Raw genomic sequence first — 17,409 nt, forward strand, 5'->3', positions numbered from 1 at the left:
AGAAATTCTATGTATATACAGAAAAAATCAGGCAAGCTAACGCCTGCCTATATAACAGCCCATTCGGCCGAATAATGGAAATAACAGTGTTGCACAAGCGCAGGTTCCAACAAACCAAGGTGTCAGCAAGGATTGAAACAGCACAACAGGAATCAAATGAAATAGAAAAACAAGCATAAAAATGATGTTTGGCACCATGCAAATCAGAATCGTATGTAGAACAAGCTGTTCTCCGCGTTTTCCAAACTCCCTCATCCCTTGATACCCAATCAGCACCCAGTAGATCACATATGCAGCTAAGATTAGCCACACAGAAACAGAAATGCCTTTCCATACGGCATGAACAATGGGCGATTCAAGCCAGACATGCATCATCGTAATGACGATACCGACAGCGAATAGTGTGCTGTTAAAGGAAAGATGGAACATTAAAAACGCTCGGAACGATACAGGCTGTTCTTTCTTAAACGAAGAAACGATCTCAGCTGGTGTTCCAAACGCCTGCATTAAAGTCTCCATAGCTTCCTCTTCACTTTTCCCTTCCTGAAAAGAGTGGAACAAATGATGTTCAATATGGCTCTCAATCTCATCTACCACTGCCTCAACTTCAGGAAGCCCTTTAAGCCCGTTGTTGATTTCGGATAAATACGTTTTTTTATCCATTCTGCCCGCCCCGCTTCAACATTCGGTCCATCATAGCGGAAAATACGTTCCATTCCTTCGTGCGTTCCGCCAGCACCTCTTGTCCTTCATCTGTAATCCGGTAATATTTGCGGTCCGGCCCTTTCTCCTGCTTCTCCCAATATGATGAAATAAACCCTTGTCGTTCAAGCTTATGAAGAGAAGGATACAAGGTTCCCTCTTTCATCTGCAGTTCATTACCGCTGCGTGTTCCCATTTCTTTGACAAGCTCATAGCCGTACATCGGCCGCTCGTTCAGAAGGGTCAATACCAATATAACAGTACTGCCCTTCACCAGCTCACGATCTAACATTACAAAACCCCTACCTAGTATTCTTATGTAGCATTTTACGAAAGCCTCTGTGTATTGTCAAATGATTCCTATAGATCTTCTATATTGTGATACAGAGAAAATCTAACTATAATGAAAGATAAAACATGATGGAGGTTCAAGACATGTCTATGCATAAAGCACTCACCATTGCAGGCTCAGATTCCAGCGGCGGTGCTGGGATTCAAGCTGATTTAAAAACATTTCAAGAAAAAAACGTATACGGGATGACCGCCTTAACGGTGATCGTTGCGATGGACCCGAACAACAGCTGGGACCATCAAGTCTTCCCGATCGATACTGATACAATCCGCGCCCAGCTTGCAACGATTATGGACGGCATCGGTGTGGACGCCTTGAAAACAGGTATGCTGCCAACCGTTGAGATTATCGAGCTTGCGGCAAAAACGATCAAAGAAAAACAATTAAAAAATGTGGTGATTGACCCGGTCATGGTTTGCAAAGGAGCAAATGAAGTCCTTTATCCGGAGCACGCCCAAGCCCTGCGCGAGCAATTAGCGCCGCTAGCCACTGTCATTACGCCGAATCTGTTTGAAGCCAGCCAGCTCAGCGGCATGGATGAATTAAAAACAGTTGACGATATGATCGAAGCTGCGAAAAAAATTCACGCACTCGGCGCTCAATATGTCGTGATTACAGGCGGGGGCAAACTCAAACACGAAAAAGCCGTTGATGTTCTCTATGACGGAGAAACAGCGGAAGTTCTTGAAAGCGAAATGATCGATACGCCTTATACACATGGCGCAGGCTGTACGTTCTCAGCAGCCGTGACAGCAGAGCTCGCCAAAGGTGCGGATGTCAAAGAAGCCATTTACGCAGCGAAAGAATTCATTACCGCTGCCATTAAAGAATCCTTCCCGCTCAACCAGTATGTCGGACCTACGAAGCATTCCGCGCTTCGCCTAAATAAACAATCATAAACAAAAAAGGCTGCCTTATAGAGAGGCAGCTTTTTTTATGAACGAAGAATTTTCACAGAAAAACTGCCGATTCCATCGGCAGCCTGTTTATTTGACTTTTAAATTGTTCGCAGATTTCCTCAAAAATGCTTCTATCGACTGAACAAAGAGTGCGTATTCCTTCATTTGCTCATATGCCCGCGAAAGAATCTCCGCCGTTTCACTGTGCGGCGTTGTTCCGCCAAGCATTTTTTTCAGCTGCAGCAGCACATCCTTATATTCTTCCCGCTTATCTTCAACTTGGTCCGCAGCCTTTTCCAAACATTCCGGTGTTATCTTCTGTTCATGTATATTCAAGAAAACAACTCCTTTTACAGTAAAAAATAGTAGGTTATCGTTGAAGAATAGCACAGATGGCTCAGATTTCACATAAGAAAATAGAAGGATTTTCTACATCAGTGTCCAAATTCCGACGTTCATAGCAGATTTTCCTGTCGAGCTGGCTTTCACTTCATGATTTCCCGGGAAAGGAAAATATCTCGCACTGAAGACCTCTTCTCCGTCATTGATAAAGATTTCCACAGATGACGCGTCGATAAACATGTGCACGGTATGCAAATCCTTGATCTGGCAATGTCTCGCTTCTGTTCTTTTTCCGTCGAAGCTCGTCCGCTCCAGCGTGACGACCCCCTCGTCCTTATGGAAGGAAAATGCGGCCGTACCGCGGATTTTGATTGAAAATCCAGACTCCGTATCAATGTCTTTGATCAGGATCTCAGCTCTTTCAGGGTTTTCAACCGGAATCGTACCAGATGATCCATGCATGTTGATTTGTATGTTTTTCTCATTCCTGCGCATGGCTTTCAACTCAGGCAGCGGCTGCTGAATCAGTTTTTGTCCTGATAGTGTCAGCTGTCTTGGCAGCGTCATACAGTGAATCCAGTGATAGTCAATCGTCGGATGGAACCCTTCATCCTGATCAGGCACGGCCATCCATGCAAACAAAATCCGCCTTCCCTGATCGTCTTCAAGTGTTTGCGGCGCGTAAAAATCAAAGCCTTGATCAAGCTCCGTAAAATCACCATGCTTCAGTTCAAGCTTGTTATAATCGAGACGCCCGACAAAATAACCTGATTGATACACATTCTGATAACGAAAACCGTCAGCCTCAAGCCCTTGAGGCGAGACAATCAGCACATCTGTTCCTTGAAGAGAAAACAAATCAGGGCATTCCCACATGTATCCGAAATCGTCCAACCCGTTGAAGCCCGCGCCGGTTATCGGGCCGAGAAATCTCCACTCTGTCAGGTTATCAGAAGCAAACAACACCGCGTGTCCTTGCATATTCTCCGTTTGCGCACCGATCACCATATACCATGTGCCTTCATGCTCCCATACCTTCGGATCACGAAAATGCGGCGTGTATCCTTCCGGGAGGCGTGCGACAACACCCTTTTTCTCAAAGGACAGCCCGTCGTCAGAAACAGCAAGGCATTGATACGTTTCCCGATTCCCATCCTGATCCCTGACATTTCCTGTGTAAAACAGATAGAGCCGATCGTCTTTCGTGACAGCGCTGCCCGAGTAGCAGCCGTTTTTATCGAACCAGTCACTCGGAGCGAGCGCAATGTCTTCCCGCTTCCAAGTCACAACGTCCTGTGTCGTATAATGCCCCCAAAATTTCGCGCCGTGCCCCGTCTGAAACGGCTGCCACTGAAAAAACAAATGATATTTTCCCTTCCAATAAATCACGCCATTCGGGTCATTCAATAGCCCAATCGGCGGCATAATGTGAAAATTCTGGCGGTGCGGATCGCTGTTGGCGATAGGCTCTTTTTTCTCCACTTCTTCATAAGCCCGGCGACGAAGCTCCTGATCATGTGCTGTCATTTTTTTCTCCCCTCATCCTCATTAATCTTCATGATAAACGCTGCAATGAATGCTGACACTCCCGCAATGGCCATCCCAATCAGATAGTTGATCAAGTTGCCCATGCCAAACGGCGCAGCAATGGCGATCATCGGAATACCCGTTAACCCGTAAGCGTTTGCAGCAACATGTGTAAAGACGACATATGCACCACCCAGCGCGCCTCCGATCATCGCGGCGATAAATGGCTTACGATAGCGAAGATTGACTCCGAATATGACGGGCTCAGTAATGCCGAGAAAAGCGGAAAATGCAGCCGGAAGCGCGATTTCTTTTGTCTTTGCTTTTTTAGCCATAAAGAAGACGGCAAGGCCGGCCCCGCCCTGTGCGACATTCGCCATTGACCAGATCGGCAGCAAGTAGTTTTTGCCTATATCTGCAATAAGACCTGCCTCAATCGCATGGAAGCTGTGATGAACGCCTGTCAGTACGATGAGTGAATACGTGCCCCCGAAAATCAGCCCCGCAACAAAACCGGCATGGTCATAGACATAAGTTAAAGCAACCGTAATGCCGGAGCCAAGCGCTCTGCCCAGAGGACCAATCGCGATAAAAGCGACAAACCCGGTGACAATCACTGTGACAAAAGGTGTCACAAGCAAATCTACCGCATGCGGAACCACTTTTCTTGTCCATTTCTCTACCTTGCTCATGACATAAACCGCCAGCAATACAGGGATGACAGTTCCCTGGTAGCCGAGAAGCGCGATATCAAATCCGAAAAGATGCATATAATCAGGTGTCGCTTCCGCCAAACCCCATGGATTCAAAAGTGTCGGATGAATCATGATTCCCCCGATGACCGCTCCCAAGTACGGGTTACTGCCAAATTCTTTTGAAGCGCTTACTCCGATTAGAATCGGCAAGAAAATAAATGCTGCACTTGAAAACATATCAAGCAGCTGGAGCAGCGCAGAATCCTTGCTCATCCAATGAAACGCATTGACCATACCCAGCAATCCCATTAATAGGCCGCTGGCCACAATAGCGGGGATGATTGGAACAAAAATATTAGAAAGCGTTTTCGCAAATCTCGCAGCGGGATTCAGTTTTTCTTTTGCCGCATCCTGATGATTTACGTGTTCTTGACTCTCAATGTCGGCTTCCTTTGAAAAAGCGTCGTACACCTTATTCACAAGGCCTGTTCCGAAAATGATTTGGTACTGGCCAGAGCTGCTGAAAGCGCCTTTGACGCCATCAAGCTCTTCTACTTGTTCTTGATCTATCTTTGATTCATCTTTCATCACTAAACGCAGTCTTGTTGCACAATGAGCCGCGCTGATTATGTTTTCTTTCCCCCCGAGAAGCTCAATAAGGCGTTTTGCAGTCTCTTTGTAATCCATCTGTTTTTCCCCCTTTTATTTAAACAAAAAAGACCTAAAATTCGCCAACGAATAAAGGACACAGCGATCCTTTTTCATTTACGCAAATTTTAGGTCTTGCCTGCTTTACCAGTCACAATCCCGCTTATTCAGATTAAGAATACGCTTTCATCATAATTCATGATAGCGTTTTCGTCAACTGTTTTTTTAGTTAAAAAGTTTGATAAAACATTTAGACAAAAATTCGTAAAAATATTTGTGAAACATTTCACAATATCATGCTATACTATGCTCAACCTTCTAAGAAAGCAGGAAAAGACAATGGAAACTCAAGCATTGCAAAAGGTTGAACAATACGCTCTAAAAAAACAAAACATATTCGCTTCAAGCAAAATCCGTTATGTGCTCCGATCCATTTTAGCCAGCATGTTTATCGGATTCGGCATTACAGCCGCCAGCAAAACAGGCAGCTATTTCTCCATGGCTGATTCTCCATTTGCCTTTCCGGCAGCGGCTGCCACATTCGGGGCCGCTATTGTGCTGATTGCTTACGGCGGCGGGGATTTATTTACCGGCAACACCTTTTATTTCACCTATACCGCGCTCCGAAAAAAAATCCGCTGGCGCGACACCCTTTACCTGTGGTTGTCAAGCTATGCCGGCAATTTGATCGGCGCCATTCTGTTTGCCATCCTGATCGGCGCGACAGGGCTTTTTGAGGAGGCTTCTGTTCATTCCTTTTTGATTCATCTGGCAGAGCACAAAATGGAGCCTTCCGCTTCCGAACTGTTTTTCAGAGGAATGCTGTGCAATTGGCTTGTGTGCCTCGCCTTTTTCATTCCGATGTCTCTCAAAGGGGAAGGAGCCAAGCTGTTTGCCATGATGCTTTTCGTTTTCTGCTTCTTTATTTCCGGCTTTGAGCACAGCATTGCCAACATGTGCACATTCGCCATCTCACTTTTAATCGAGCACCCTGATACGGTGACACTGATGGGAGCAGTCAGAAACTTAATTCCTGTGACGCTCGGCAATCTGACCGCCGGAATCGTAATGATGGGCTGGATGTACTATACGCTCAATCCCGATAAATAAAAAAACTTCCAGAGATCACTCCCTGCAAGTCAAAGCGGTTATTCCGAGAGATCTTGAAGACGCTGGACATGCAGCGTGATATAGCCGGCCTCGGACTCCGGCAAATGTAATTGATATTCATTTTTCAAAAACTCCGCCAGCGCCAGCGCACATTGATAGGCAAATGAATACTTTTTTTGGATGAAATAAAGCATCTCCTCGTCCATACGATGGAGCGCTTCATTTGATTCCAACCGGCTGACCGCGTATCGCAAATGCGTGACAAGGCGTTGATAGGAAATGCTGTTTTCATCCACCTTTCGATTAAAGTATTGTTCTATTTTCTCTATCATTTCTTTGATCATGGTCGTATGCTTCAGCGCTGAATACATGCTCTCCGCATCCATCTTCGCCGTATGGATATGAAGGGCAATATAACCCGCTTCATCTTCAGGCAGGGACACGCCCAATGTCTCTTTTACGTGTCCGATCGCCCACAGGCCGATCTCATATTCTTTTTTATAGAGCGCCTTTATTTCATGCAGCAATTTATTCTGCACAGACAGCCCATTTTGAATCCTTTCGATCGCAAAGGACAAATGGTCAGAAAGCGCGATATGAATGTGGTCGCTCAGCGGCGCCGCGAGCTCCCCTTCCGCATAGCTAATGATATCCTCAGCTATTTCAATATGCTCCTCCGGCAGCGTTTGCAGGATTTGTTTGAACTTTTCATTCTCGTCGCGCACGACAAAGATCTTTTCCACTTTATTCATAGGGATGAGATCATTTTTCTTTTTTTGAAAAGCGATTCCCGGTCCCATTACGATTTTTTCCTGATCATCCTCTTTTATTAAAGCCGCATTGTTGTTTAATACTTTATAGATTTTCAAGAGGCTATCTCTCCCGCCAATTTGCTTTTGACTGGGATTTTACCTCCTTTTGACCGCCATGTAAAGATGCGGGCCAGCTCTCTCCTGCTTAGGCGATTCCTTGAAGGCTTGCAGACATCTTCTTTTATAAAGCGCGGCGGCTTTCGCTTTCTGCTTTTCTTCCTCATTCACAGCCATCCGCCATTCATAAAACGAAACAAGTCCCGCGGCCTGCACCGCCGCTTTTCTTTGATATGTACGCTGAGCCGAATAGACCCCGGCAGCCGCAGTTTTTCTGTCCGGCGTCACCCAGTTCATCAAAAAGACCATCCACACCCGTAAAGATACAAGCAAACGTTTCATATAAAAACATCCCTCCGCTTCTTTTTGGCAGGCAGCCTTTTTAGCAGCCCGTTTTCTCAGCCGAGCCCGCGTGAAAAGACGGCCGATTTCTTTTCTCGCAAACTAGCGGCTCTAGCAAAACTCATAACTCTATGATAGACCGCGGAAAGAGAATTCTTTGTCACAATCTGAGTGAAAAAACCAACTAGTTTTTAGAAGTTTTGTTGAAAGCTGAAAGAAATGAAATGAAAATTGGTGAACCGCTTTGAAAATTTATACACAAGTTATCCCAAAGATAAGAACAACTTAATCACAAGGGATATCCACATGTCCACAACAACTGTCTATATTTTGTATAGGAACATACATTCCCAACTATATATATACACAGGTTTATTCACTTATACACAGGGTTCTGTGTATAACTCCTTCCTTATACACAAACGAAATCCAATAATTGGTCCAAATGACACAAGGATTTTTTTGAATTTTCAAGAAATATATACTAGGTCTTTAACATTTTTTCTAAAACACAAAGGGGGAAACACATTGAAACATGGAATCATTCGCTTTCTGCTTGTAAGTTTTGTTTTATTTTTTACGTTATCCACAGGAATGACAGGCGTACAGGCAGCTCCGATTTCTTCAAAATCGTCGGCTGACCTGGAAAAAGCCGAGGTATTCGGTGATATCGACATGACAACAAGCAAAAAAACAACCGTTATTGTGGAATTAAAAGAAAAATCCTTGGCAGAGGCGAAGGAAGCGGGAGAAAGCCAAACGAAAAGCAAGCTGAAAACCGCTCGAACAAAAGCCAAAAACAGTGCTGTCAAAGCGGTGAAAAACGGAAAAGTAAACCGGGAATATGAGCAGGTGTTTTCAGGCTTTTCTATGAAGCTCCCAGCTAATGAGATTCCAAAACTTCTTGCAGTAAAAGATGTAAAGGCTGTTTATCCGAACGTCACCTATAAAACGGACAATATAAAGGATCAAGATGTCACCATTTCTGAAGACGCCGTATCTCCGCAAATGGACGATAGCGCGCCGTATATCGGAGCAAACGACGCATGGGATTTAGGCTACACAGGAAAAGGCGTCAAGGTGGCGATTATTGATACCGGCGTTGAATACAATCACCCGGATTTAAAGAAAAGCTTCGGACAATATAAAGGATACGATTTTGTAGACAATGATTACGACCCGAAAGAAACACCAACCGGCGATCCAAGAGGTGAAGCAACTGACCACGGCACACACGTAGCCGGAACGGTAGCCGCAAACGGAACAATTAAAGGCGTAGCGCCTGATGCCACACTTCTTGCTTACCGCGTGCTGGGCCCTGGCGGAAGCGGCACAACGGAAAACGTCATTGCGGGCGTGGAACGCGCTGTACAGGACGGAGCAGATGTGATGAACCTGTCTCTCGGAAACTCTTTAAACAATCCCGACTGGGCGACGAGCACAGCGCTTGACTGGGCCATGTCAGAAGGTGTTGTCGCGGTTACGTCAAACGGTAACAGCGGCCCGAACGGCTGGACAGTCGGATCGCCTGGCACATCAAGAGAAGCGATTTCTGTCGGTGCGACTCAGCTGCCGCTCAACGAATACGCCGTCACTTTCGGCTCTTACTCTTCAGCAAAAGTAATGGGGTATAACAAAGAGGACGATGTCAAAACGCTCAATAACAAAGAAGTTGAGCTTGTTGAAGCCGGACTTGGCGAAGCAAAGGACTTTGAAGGAAAAAATCTGACAGGCAAAGTCGCCGTTGTCAAACGGGGCAGCATTGCGTTTGTGGATAAAGCCGACAACGCTAAAAAAGCCGGCGCCATCGGCATGGTTGTGTATAACAACCTCTCTGGAGAAATTGAAGCCAATGTGCCAGGCATGTCTGTGCCAACGATTAAGCTTTCATTAGAAGACGGCGAAAAACTCATCAGCGCCATGAAAGCCGGTGAAACAAAAACAACATTCGGTTTAACAGTCTCAAAAGCGCTCGGTGAGCAAGTGGCTGATTTCTCATCCCGCGGCCCTGTTATGGATACGTGGATGATTAAGCCTGATATTTCCGCTCCAGGCGTCAATATCGTCAGCACGATTCCGACACACGATCCTCAAAACCCATATGGCTACGGATCAAAACAAGGAACGAGCATGGCATCGCCTCATATTGCCGGAGCGGTTGCCGTTATCAAACAAGCCAAACCAAAGTGGAGTGTTGAACAGATCAAAGCCGCCATCATGAATACCGCTGTCACCTTAAAAGATGGCGACGGAGAAGTGTACCCGCATAACGCCCAAGGCGCAGGCAGCGCGAGAATCATGAACGCGATCAAAGCAGACTCCCTCGTCTCGCCTGGAAGCTATTCATACGGCACATTCTTGAAGGAAAACGGAAACGAAACGAAAAAAGAAACGTTTACGATTGAAAACCAATCTTCCATTAGAAAGTCATACACACTTGAATACTCATTTAACGGGAGCGACATCTCCACATCCGGCACAAGCCGTGTTGTGATACCGGCACATAAAACCGGAAAAGCCACTGCAAAAGTAAAGGTCAATACAAAGAAAACAAAAGCTGGCACCTATGAAGGGACGGTTATCGTCAGAGAAGGCGGAAAAACCGTCGCCAAGATACCTACATTGCTGATCGTCAAAGAGCCGGATTATCCGAGAGTAACATCCGTCTCCGTCAGCGAAGGATCTGCACAAGGCACCTATCAAATTGAAACCTACCTTCCTGCGGGAGCGGAAGAGCTGGCATTCCTCGTCTATGACAGCAACCTTGATTTTGCAGGCCAAGCCGGCATTTATAAAAATCAAGATAAGGGCTATCAGTACTTTGACTGGGACGGCACGATCAATGGCGGAACCAAGCTTCCGGCCGGAGACTATTACTTGCTTGCCTATGCCGCGAATAAAGGCAAATCAAGCCAGGTTCTGACTGAAGAACCGTTTACCGTTGAATAAGAAAAAGCCCTGCCGAATCGGCAGGGCTTTTTAAGATCAGTCAGCAAATGCCTCCTGCAGCAAACGATAAGATTTGAGCTTATCTTCAAAATGATGCGTAATGGTCACCGCCATGATTTCCTCTGTTCCATACGCCTTACTCAAAGCTAACAGTTGCTCCTTAACCTGTTCTTTCGTGCCGACAATCATTCGATTTCGATTATCAGCAATTCGTCTTTGTTCATACGGGGAGTACGTATTTTCTCGAACAGCTTCAAACGAAGGAACTCCTTCTAAAGGAATGCCCTGTTCCCCTGCCAATAGCGTAAAATCAAGCACGGCCGCAAGCTCCTCTGCCTTCTCCTCCGTGTCAGCACAAAGAACAAAAACAGCGACTGCCGCTCGGGGCGTTTCTCCTAACACAGACGGCTTAAATCGTCTCTTATACTGTCTGACTGTATCCTCTCCGCCCTCTCCATTGATAAAGTGGGCAAACATATAGCCAGCGCCTGACTCAGCGGCGAGCAGCGCGCTTTCTCCAGATGAGCCAAGCAGCCACACATCCGGCGCGGTGGAAATATGCGGCGCAGCCGTCAGATTCGGAAAACGGTGTTTGTCATCCGCCAAATCATGCAAATACATGGTCAGCTCCTTGATTTGCTGCGGATACTGATCGGCATTGCGCTTCCCGCCGTCATTCAGCGCCCATGACGCAATCGGCATTCCCCCCGGTGCTCTGCCAAGCCCAAGATCAATTCTTCCCGGTGTCAGCCCCTCCAGCACACGGAAATTCTCAGCTACTTTATAAGCGCTATAATGCGGCAGCATGACTCCGCCTGATCCAACGCGAATCCGCTTCGTTTTCGCCGCTATATGACTGATCAGCACCTCAGGGCTTGACCCTGCCAGCCGCTTTGAAAAGTGATGCTCAGACACCCAAAATCTCTTATATCCAAGCTCCTCTGCAGCTTGCGCAAGCGCAACGGTTTGCTGTAAGGCTATTTCTGCACTGCTTCCCTCTGATACTGGAGATTGATCTAATATACTTAACGAAATCATCCCTACCACCTCATCCTCATCGTAACACTGATCCCACATTTTTTCTCCAAAGCCGCTCACACTGCTTTCAGTGTCTCCCGATCATTCGCCATTTATTTGTGACAGCATGTCTCTATTTGTCGGAATATGTTACACGTGAAACATAAAAACCTCTCCGAATCGGAGAGGTTTGCATTAGTTTTTATTAAAGCCTTTTTCTTTGACATAGTCATTTAAATACGTACGAGGCTTTTGCTTCATAAAGTTCAGAATTTGGTCAGACCACGTTTCTTCCCGCTTTCCGTTTGTTCTTTCTCTATAATAATCAGAAATGGTTTTGTCATACGCATTCATCGTATCGCGGAAATCGTCTGCATTCACATTATACGTATTCTCATGATAGACAGCCTGTTTTGGCAATCTCGGCTTTTTGCCGGATAGATTTGCAGGATGCCCTACTGCCAGACCGAAAAGCGGAAGCACATGGTCAGGCGTTTGCAGCACCTCTGTCACCTTGTCCAGTTCATTCCGAATTCCGCCGATATAGCAAATGCCAAGTCCCATAGATTCAGCGGCAATGCTCATATTTTGCGCTGCAAGCGCCGCATCAATCAAGCCGACCATAAACATTTCCGTATTTTCAAGCAGCTCAGAAATGTTTTCGCCTTTTTCCTCAGCCAGTTTTTGATGGCGGTGCAAGTCCGCACAAAATACAAAAAAGTGTCCGTTGTTCTCAACGTAAGGCTGATTTCCGGCAAGCACAGACAGCTCACGCTTTTTCTCAGGATCGGAAACACCGATAATTGAATATGCCTGCACATAGCTGGACGTAGACGCAGCTTGCGCACTTTTCACTAATGTATCAATTTCATCAGCTGTCAAAAGCTGATCAGTAAAAGACCGGATCGACCGATGATTTAAAATGGTTTCGATTGTGTTATTCATCACAAGAACCTCCTTATCTCTTTTTATCATATCCGAAAAAAAGTGAACTCAAAAGCGATTTGCTCTGCAACAAAAAAAGACAGCCTCTGTAAAGGCTGTCTGCATATTAAGAATTAAAGAGATAACTTCTGTATTTCGTCAGCTGCACACTCGCATTATACACAATGCCGAAGCCGATCAGCGTGGAAAGCGTCGAGCTTCCCCCGTAGCTGACAAACAGCAGCGGAATGCCGGTAACAGGCATAATGCCTATGTTCATTCCGATATTCTGGAATGTATGGATTACTATTAACGCCGTAAATCCAACGCAAAAGAAAGATGCGAAACGGTTATACGGATGTATCTTATCAATCAATACGACAAGTCTGTAGATTAAGAAGAAGAACATGATGACGACAATGGCACAGCCTAAAAAGCCAAATGACTCACCTATTATAGAAAAGATGAAGTCAGTCGTACTTTCTGGAACATAAACCTTTAAATTAGAAATACCATTTCCTATAATCCCGCCTGAACCTATTGCCATAATCGCTCTTTCAACCTGCCAGCCATTATCACTGGCTTCTTGGGTGTCAACCGCTGAATCTGACATCCAAGATGTTACCCTGTTAATTTGGTACTCCTGAATCCCCACGCTTTGTGCGAGATCAGGAAACTGAACGATGATAAATAAAACTAGGGTTATTAATAAAATCCCTGATCCACCAATAAGCGCAATCAATTTCCAATTTATACCAGACATGAAAATCATTACAAGAACGATAAACATACAAATACCCGCGGTTCCTGCATCTTGCATTAGAATAAGACCAACTGGGATAACTGCGACACCCGCAATCTTTAATAAGAGGTGAATATCATCTCTAAGCGTCCGAACTCCTTTAGGATTGGCTTTTCCGATGACTGAAGCAAGCATCATAATCAAACCGACCTTCATAAATTCTGACGGCTGTATTGTAATTTTTCCAATCCTAAACCAACTTTTTGCTCCTTTAATGACCGGCGCAATGGACTCAGGACTGATTTTCAGGATAATCAAAGATAAAATACCGAGGATAAAAATATATAAACTTAACTTTTCAAGCTGTTCTAAATCAAAATACAGAAGAACTGTAATAGCAACAGCCCCCAAAAAATAAAAGACAATTTGCTGTATCCAATCGGTGTTCCCATACTGACCAAACTGACCGGCAGCATAAATTGAAACTACACTTATAATAAAAAACACACCAAATATAAAAATCAAATCCCCCTGGTAAAAGGGGTTTTGCTGTTTCTTATATCGACTCATTCTATCCCGCCTTACATTTTCATCGGAAAATCACTAATGTTTATTATACATGAACCTCGATCAAGATGACACGTGAAGCTCGTTTCCTTTTATGTTTTTTGCGCATTTGCGGCGCTTTTTCAGCTACACGAAATATGACGTATCATAAACCGAAATGTTTCGATTGACATAAAACTTTTCAAATGAAAAAACCCCATTTAAAAGGGTTCTGTAATATAGAATATGCAAAACCTTTAAAGATCCAGCATAAATACATTCTCCTACCAAAAGTCTCTTTAAAAATAAGACGATAGGTCCAGACCAATTCCACAAAAACCTGTATCAATTTCTGGAAAACATGGTATAATAATTGTAACAGAATGTTCAAAAAACAATCACAAAAAAGACACAACTCAGTTCCTCTATTTCATTTTTGTAAACGTTATCACAAAATGAAAGGAGACGGGTATGATGGACATGTTTTTTGCTTATTTATTGGTTGCCAGCGCAACACCTCTCTTTATATGGCTTGATAACAAAAAAGTCGCACTCTCAGCTATTCCGCCAATCATCTTAATGTGGGTCTTCTTCTTCTTTTACGCAACAGAAAGCCTTTCTCCACTCGGACACACTCTCATGATTATCTTGTTTGCCGTCAACGTCATTGTCGCTCATATCGCCGCGTTTATCATTTACGGTCTTCCGTATCTTCGCAGAAAGCGAAGCAGCTGAGGACAGCAAAAAACCCTCTTCGTTAGAAGAGGGTTTTTGTATTATTCGTTGTGGCCTGAGTGCTCTGAGTGTTTAGCGCCTCCAGGAGGATTTCCGTCCATATGGTCACCATGGTGATAGTGAGCCGCGAAAATCCAGATGGATCCAAGTACGATAACGATCGCACCGAAGAATCCGAACAGCGTGTTTCCGACTTGGATACCGCCGTTTTCGCTCTCTGTCATGTGCATGAACATGAGAAGCTGCAGCGCCGCCTGAATGAAGGCGAAGCCGAAAATGATCCAAAGTTTTGCTGATGAGCTCAGGTCAGTATACACTGCAACCCATAGAGCCAGCAGGGTCAAAACGATAGACAGTGCAAAACCTACAATGTGCTTCCATGGAAAGTGACTGTGTTCAGCAGATTTGTTTGCCATTTTACAGACCCCCCAATCCCATGAGATAGACACCTGTAAAGATGAAAATCCATACAACATCTAAGAAGTGCCAGTACAAGCTTGAGATAAAGATTTTAGATGAAGTTTGCGGAGTTAAGCCGCGTTTCTTCAACTGAATCAGAATTCCTGTAATCCAGAAAATACCGATTGTTACGTGAGTTCCGTGAGTTCCAAGTAGTACAAAGAATCCAGACCAGAACGCACTTGTACCGAGAGATGCTCCTTCATGCACATAGTGGACAAACTCGTTGATCTCGCAACCGACAAAGCCGGCGCCGAGAAGAAGAGTGATAATTGTCCAAATGACTACGCCTTTTAAACTTCCGCGGCGCATTTCATGAACAGCGATCCCGCAGGTAAAGCTGCTGATAAGCAGCAAGAACGTCATAATCATTACCAGATTGACTTCAAACAGTTCGTCCGGTAAGACACCTCCTGCTGTTCTGTTTTGAAGAACGAAGAAGGTTGCAAATAGTGTTGAGAACAACACAATTTCTGCCCCTAAAAAGATCCAAAACCCGAGAATATTAAGTCTGCCGGTTTCAGATTGATATTCCATAGGCGCGTTAGAATTGCCGTGTTCTGCATGTTCCATAACTCACGCCTCCTTATTCGGAAATCTTTCTTTCCGTCTCTTTTATTTCATCAACACTAACGTAGTAGCCGTTGTCGTATTCGAATGAACGCAGAACCATGCAGAGCAGGACTCCGATCAATCCGACTACGCCCATCCAGTACCATTCAAAGACAAGTCCAAAGCCGGCGAGACCGAAGGCAACAGACATAAAGAACGGTCTGCCTGAGTTGCTTGGCATATGGATTTTCTTGAATTTGCTTTCAGGGTATAATTCAGTTTTTTCTTCTTTCATATGCAGGAATGCATCTTGAGATTTGACTTCAGGAAGCACCGCAAAGTTGTAATGCGGCGGAATCGCAGAAGAAGTCGCCCAATCAAGCGTACGTCCCACACCCCATGAATCTCCGCTGATTTCACGAGTAGAGTAGCGGAAGCTGTAGTAGATGTTATAGCAAAGGATTAAGAATCCTACACCCATCATGAAAGCTCCGACAGTTGAGATAAAGTTCAATGTTGTCCAGCCGTCGTTTGGTCCGTATGTGTAAATACGGCGAGGCATGCCTTGAAGCCCCAAGAAATATTGAGGGAAGAAACATACATTGAAACCGATCATAAAGATCCAGAAGAACCATTTTCCGATTCTTTCGTTCAGCTTGTGGCCGAACATTTTTGGATACCAGAAAATAAATCCGGCAAAACAAGCAAATACAGTACCCGCGATCAGCACATAGTGGAAGTGAGATACGAGGAAGTACGTATTATGGTATTGATAATCCGCTGCTGCCATCGCAAGCATAACCCCTGTAACCCCGCCGATAACGAAGTTAGGAATGAACGCAAGCGCCCACAGCATAGGCGTTGTAAAGCTGATTCGGCCTTTATACATCGTAAAGAGCCAGTTAAAGATTTTAACCCCGGTCGGGATTGAGATTGCCATTGTCGTAATTGAGAAGAATGAGTTAACGGACGCACTGTTCCCCATTGTGAAGAAGTGGTGGGTCCAAACTAAGAAACTCAATACGGAGATGGCGATAATAGAACCAACCATCGCTTTGTAACCAAACAATTGCTTTCTTGCAAAGCTTGAGATGATCTCTGAGAAAATACCGAACGCCGGAAGAATAACGATATATACTTCAGGATGTCCCCAAATCCAGAACAAGTTAGCCCAAAGCATCGGCATACCGCCTGCTTCCAGTGTGAAAAAGTGAGCTCCGAACAAACGATCAAATGATAAAAGTGCTAAAGCTACCGTAAGTACAGGGAACGCAAACACGATAATAACCATTGTGATCAGTGTTGTCCATGTGAACATCGGCATACGCATTAATGTCATGCCTTTTGTTCTCATTTTTAAGATTGTTACCATAAAGTTGATCCCTGTCATCAGCGTACCGATACCGGCAATCTGAAGTCCGAGGAGGTAGTAGTTCTCACCCGGCCCAGGGCTCATGTCGTTACTTGCAAGCGGCATGTAACTCGTCCAGCCTGCGTTCGGAGAACCTCCGATAACGAAAGAAATATTGAAAAGCATCGCCCCTACGAAGAACGTCCAGAAGCTCAGGTTGTTCAAGTAAGGGAACGCAACGTCGCGTGCACCGATTTGAAGAGGTACAACAACGTTGATAAGACCGATTAAGAACGGCATCGCCATGAAGATGATCATGATTGTACCGTGAGTTGTAAAAATTTCATTATAGTGGTTTGAGTCTAAAAAACTGTTATTCGGAAGCGCTAGCTGGGCACGCATCATCAGACCGTCGACACCGCCGCGGAATAACATAATTACAGCAGATATAATATACATGATTCCGAGTTTTTTATGGTCAACGGTAGTTATCCATTCAGACCAGAGCCATTTCCACTTTTTGAAGTAAGTCAGTACAACAATGATGGCAATGGTTGAAAGCGCAATGGAAACTTGTGCGCCCAGAATTAATGGGTCACCAGTTACGAAAAATTCGTCCCATTTCAATTTCATGCGGGCTTCCTCCTT

Annotated in this window: 17 protein-coding genes; 4 read left to right on the forward strand and 13 right to left on the reverse strand. The window is 44.9% G+C overall.

Annotation, left to right across the window (positions count from 1 at the left end):
• Nucleotides 1-36: 36 nt before the first annotated feature.
• Both EFK13_RS19550 and EFK13_RS19555 read right to left on the reverse strand, forming a co-directional pair.
• Nucleotides 37-663, reverse strand: coding sequence for a permease prefix domain 1-containing protein (locus EFK13_RS19550; protein ID WP_129507227.1), 627 nt, complete (start codon nucleotides 661-663; stop codon nucleotides 37-39).
• Nucleotides 656-994, reverse strand: a complete 339-nt coding sequence (locus EFK13_RS19555) for a PadR family transcriptional regulator (protein ID WP_129507226.1) — start codon at nucleotides 992-994, stop codon at nucleotides 656-658. Before EFK13_RS19555 ends, EFK13_RS19550 begins: the two co-directional genes overlap by 8 nt.
• A gap of 143 nt (nucleotides 995-1,137) precedes the next feature.
• On the opposite strand from EFK13_RS19555, the gene EFK13_RS19560 reads away from it, so the two are divergent.
• Nucleotides 1,138-1,953: a bifunctional hydroxymethylpyrimidine kinase/phosphomethylpyrimidine kinase gene (locus EFK13_RS19560; protein WP_129507225.1), complete on the forward strand. Its 816-nt coding sequence runs from the start codon at nucleotides 1,138-1,140 to the stop codon at nucleotides 1,951-1,953.
• An 87-nt stretch (nucleotides 1,954-2,040) separates the two neighbouring features.
• On the opposite strand, the gene EFK13_RS19565 is transcribed toward EFK13_RS19560, so the two are convergent.
• The 3 genes from EFK13_RS19565 to scrA form a co-directional block, all read right to left on the reverse strand.
• Nucleotides 2,041-2,289 (reverse strand): hypothetical protein, encoded by a 249-nt coding sequence (locus EFK13_RS19565; protein ID WP_014115608.1) that lies wholly within the window; start codon nucleotides 2,287-2,289, stop codon nucleotides 2,041-2,043.
• A 93-nt stretch (nucleotides 2,290-2,382) separates the two neighbouring features.
• Complete coding sequence (gene sacA, locus EFK13_RS19570) at nucleotides 2,383-3,822, reverse strand: sucrose-6-phosphate hydrolase (RefSeq protein WP_129507224.1); 1,440 nt, start codon at nucleotides 3,820-3,822, stop codon at nucleotides 2,383-2,385.
• Entirely contained in the window at nucleotides 3,819-5,204 is a 1,386-nt protein-coding gene (scrA, locus tag EFK13_RS19575) for a PTS system sucrose transporter subunit IIBC (RefSeq protein ID WP_129507223.1), read from the reverse strand. Before scrA ends, sacA begins: the two co-directional genes overlap by 4 nt.
• Before the next feature lie 300 nt (nucleotides 5,205-5,504).
• On the opposite strand from scrA, the gene EFK13_RS19580 reads away from it, so the two are divergent.
• Complete coding sequence (locus EFK13_RS19580; protein ID WP_129507222.1) at nucleotides 5,505-6,275, forward strand: formate/nitrite transporter family protein; 771 nt, start codon at nucleotides 5,505-5,507, stop codon at nucleotides 6,273-6,275.
• A gap of 38 nt (nucleotides 6,276-6,313) precedes the next feature.
• On the opposite strand, the gene sacT is transcribed toward EFK13_RS19580, so the two are convergent.
• Together sacT and EFK13_RS19590 are read right to left on the reverse strand one after the other, a co-directional pair.
• Nucleotides 6,314-7,144: a sac operon transcriptional antiterminator SacT gene (gene sacT / locus EFK13_RS19585; protein ID WP_129507221.1), complete on the reverse strand. Its 831-nt coding sequence runs from the start codon at nucleotides 7,142-7,144 to the stop codon at nucleotides 6,314-6,316.
• 39 nt (nucleotides 7,145-7,183) lie between these two features.
• Complete coding sequence (locus EFK13_RS19590; protein WP_129507220.1) at nucleotides 7,184-7,486, reverse strand: hypothetical protein; 303 nt, start codon at nucleotides 7,484-7,486, stop codon at nucleotides 7,184-7,186.
• A 528-nt stretch (nucleotides 7,487-8,014) separates the two neighbouring features.
• Between EFK13_RS19590 and vpr the strand changes: the two genes are divergently transcribed.
• Nucleotides 8,015-10,435: a serine protease Vpr gene (gene vpr / locus EFK13_RS19595; RefSeq protein WP_129507219.1), complete on the forward strand. Its 2,421-nt coding sequence runs from the start codon at nucleotides 8,015-8,017 to the stop codon at nucleotides 10,433-10,435.
• Nucleotides 10,436-10,471: 36 nt separating this feature from the next.
• Here vpr and EFK13_RS19600 read toward each other — a convergent pair whose 3' ends face one another.
• From EFK13_RS19600 to EFK13_RS19610, 3 genes are all read right to left on the reverse strand, one after another.
• The gene (locus tag EFK13_RS19600; RefSeq protein WP_129507276.1) at nucleotides 10,472-11,473 is read right to left on the reverse strand and encodes an LLM class flavin-dependent oxidoreductase; all 1,002 of its coding nucleotides are present in this window, start codon (nucleotides 11,471-11,473) and stop codon (nucleotides 10,472-10,474) included.
• Between the two features lie 174 nt (nucleotides 11,474-11,647).
• Complete coding sequence (gene nfsA / locus EFK13_RS19605; RefSeq protein ID WP_129507218.1) at nucleotides 11,648-12,397, reverse strand: oxygen-insensitive NADPH nitroreductase; 750 nt, start codon at nucleotides 12,395-12,397, stop codon at nucleotides 11,648-11,650.
• A 106-nt stretch (nucleotides 12,398-12,503) separates the two neighbouring features.
• Nucleotides 12,504-13,688, reverse strand: a complete 1,185-nt coding sequence (locus tag EFK13_RS19610; RefSeq protein ID WP_129507217.1) for an FtsW/RodA/SpoVE family cell cycle protein — start codon at nucleotides 13,686-13,688, stop codon at nucleotides 12,504-12,506.
• Between the two features lie 447 nt (nucleotides 13,689-14,135).
• Between EFK13_RS19610 and ywcE the strand changes: the two genes are divergently transcribed.
• Nucleotides 14,136-14,399 carry a spore morphogenesis/germination protein YwcE gene (gene ywcE, locus EFK13_RS19615; protein ID WP_003227411.1) on the forward strand — a complete coding sequence of 88 codons (264 nt, stop codon included), beginning with the start codon at nucleotides 14,136-14,138 and terminating at the stop codon, nucleotides 14,397-14,399.
• Between the two features lie 41 nt (nucleotides 14,400-14,440).
• Here the strand turns inward: ywcE and qoxD are convergent, their stop codons facing one another.
• Genes qoxD through qoxB form a run of 3 tightly spaced genes read right to left on the reverse strand, consistent with a single transcriptional unit; the run spans nucleotide 14,441 to nucleotide 17,394 of the window.
• Nucleotides 14,441-14,815: a cytochrome aa3 quinol oxidase subunit IV gene (gene qoxD, locus EFK13_RS19620; RefSeq protein WP_129507216.1), complete on the reverse strand. Its 375-nt coding sequence runs from the start codon at nucleotides 14,813-14,815 to the stop codon at nucleotides 14,441-14,443.
• Nucleotide 14,816: 1 nt separating this feature from the next.
• Nucleotides 14,817-15,431, reverse strand: coding sequence for a cytochrome aa3 quinol oxidase subunit III (qoxC, locus tag EFK13_RS19625; protein WP_003236031.1), 615 nt, complete (start codon nucleotides 15,429-15,431; stop codon nucleotides 14,817-14,819).
• A gap of 13 nt (nucleotides 15,432-15,444) precedes the next feature.
• On the reverse strand, nucleotides 15,445-17,394 hold the full coding sequence (gene qoxB / locus EFK13_RS19630; protein WP_064815845.1) for a cytochrome aa3 quinol oxidase subunit I: 1,950 nt from the start codon (nucleotides 17,392-17,394) through the stop codon (nucleotides 15,445-15,447).
• Between the last annotated feature and the right edge of the window lie 15 nt (nucleotides 17,395-17,409).

This window comes from Bacillus cabrialesii (assembly GCF_004124315.2).
Lineage (GTDB): Bacteria > Bacillota > Bacilli > Bacillales > Bacillaceae > Bacillus > Bacillus cabrialesii.

Coding starts and splice junctions, on each gene's coding strand:
- EFK13_RS19550 (WP_129507227.1), bottom strand. CDS start 663: ATGGATAAAAAAACGTATTTATCCGAAATCAACAACGGGCTTAAAGGG.
- EFK13_RS19555 (WP_129507226.1), bottom strand. CDS start 994: ATGTTAGATCGTGAGCTGGTGAAGGGCAGTACTGTTATATTGGTATTG.
- EFK13_RS19560 (WP_129507225.1), top strand. CDS start 1,138: ATGTCTATGCATAAAGCACTCACCATTGCAGGCTCAGATTCCAGCGGC.
- sacA (WP_129507224.1), bottom strand. CDS start 3,822: ATGACAGCACATGATCAGGAGCTTCGTCGCCGGGCTTATGAAGAAGTG.
- scrA (WP_129507223.1), bottom strand. CDS start 5,204: ATGGATTACAAAGAGACTGCAAAACGCCTTATTGAGCTTCTCGGGGGG.
- EFK13_RS19580 (WP_129507222.1), top strand. CDS start 5,505: ATGGAAACTCAAGCATTGCAAAAGGTTGAACAATACGCTCTAAAAAAA.
- EFK13_RS19590 (WP_129507220.1), bottom strand. CDS start 7,486: ATGAAACGTTTGCTTGTATCTTTACGGGTGTGGATGGTCTTTTTGATG.
- EFK13_RS19600 (WP_129507276.1), bottom strand. CDS start 11,473: ATGATTTCGTTAAGTATATTAGATCAATCTCCAGTATCAGAGGGAAGC.
- nfsA (WP_129507218.1), bottom strand. CDS start 12,397: ATGAATAACACAATCGAAACCATTTTAAATCATCGGTCGATCCGGTCT.
- EFK13_RS19610 (WP_129507217.1), bottom strand. CDS start 13,688: ATGAGTCGATATAAGAAACAGCAAAACCCCTTTTACCAGGGGGATTTG.
- ywcE (WP_003227411.1), top strand. CDS start 14,136: ATGATGGACATGTTTTTTGCTTATTTATTGGTTGCCAGCGCAACACCT.
- qoxD (WP_129507216.1), bottom strand. CDS start 14,815: ATGGCAAACAAATCTGCTGAACACAGTCACTTTCCATGGAAGCACATT.
- qoxC (WP_003236031.1), bottom strand. CDS start 15,431: ATGGAACATGCAGAACACGGCAATTCTAACGCGCCTATGGAATATCAA.
- qoxB (WP_064815845.1), bottom strand. CDS start 17,394: ATGAAATTGAAATGGGACGAATTTTTCGTAACTGGTGACCCATTAATT.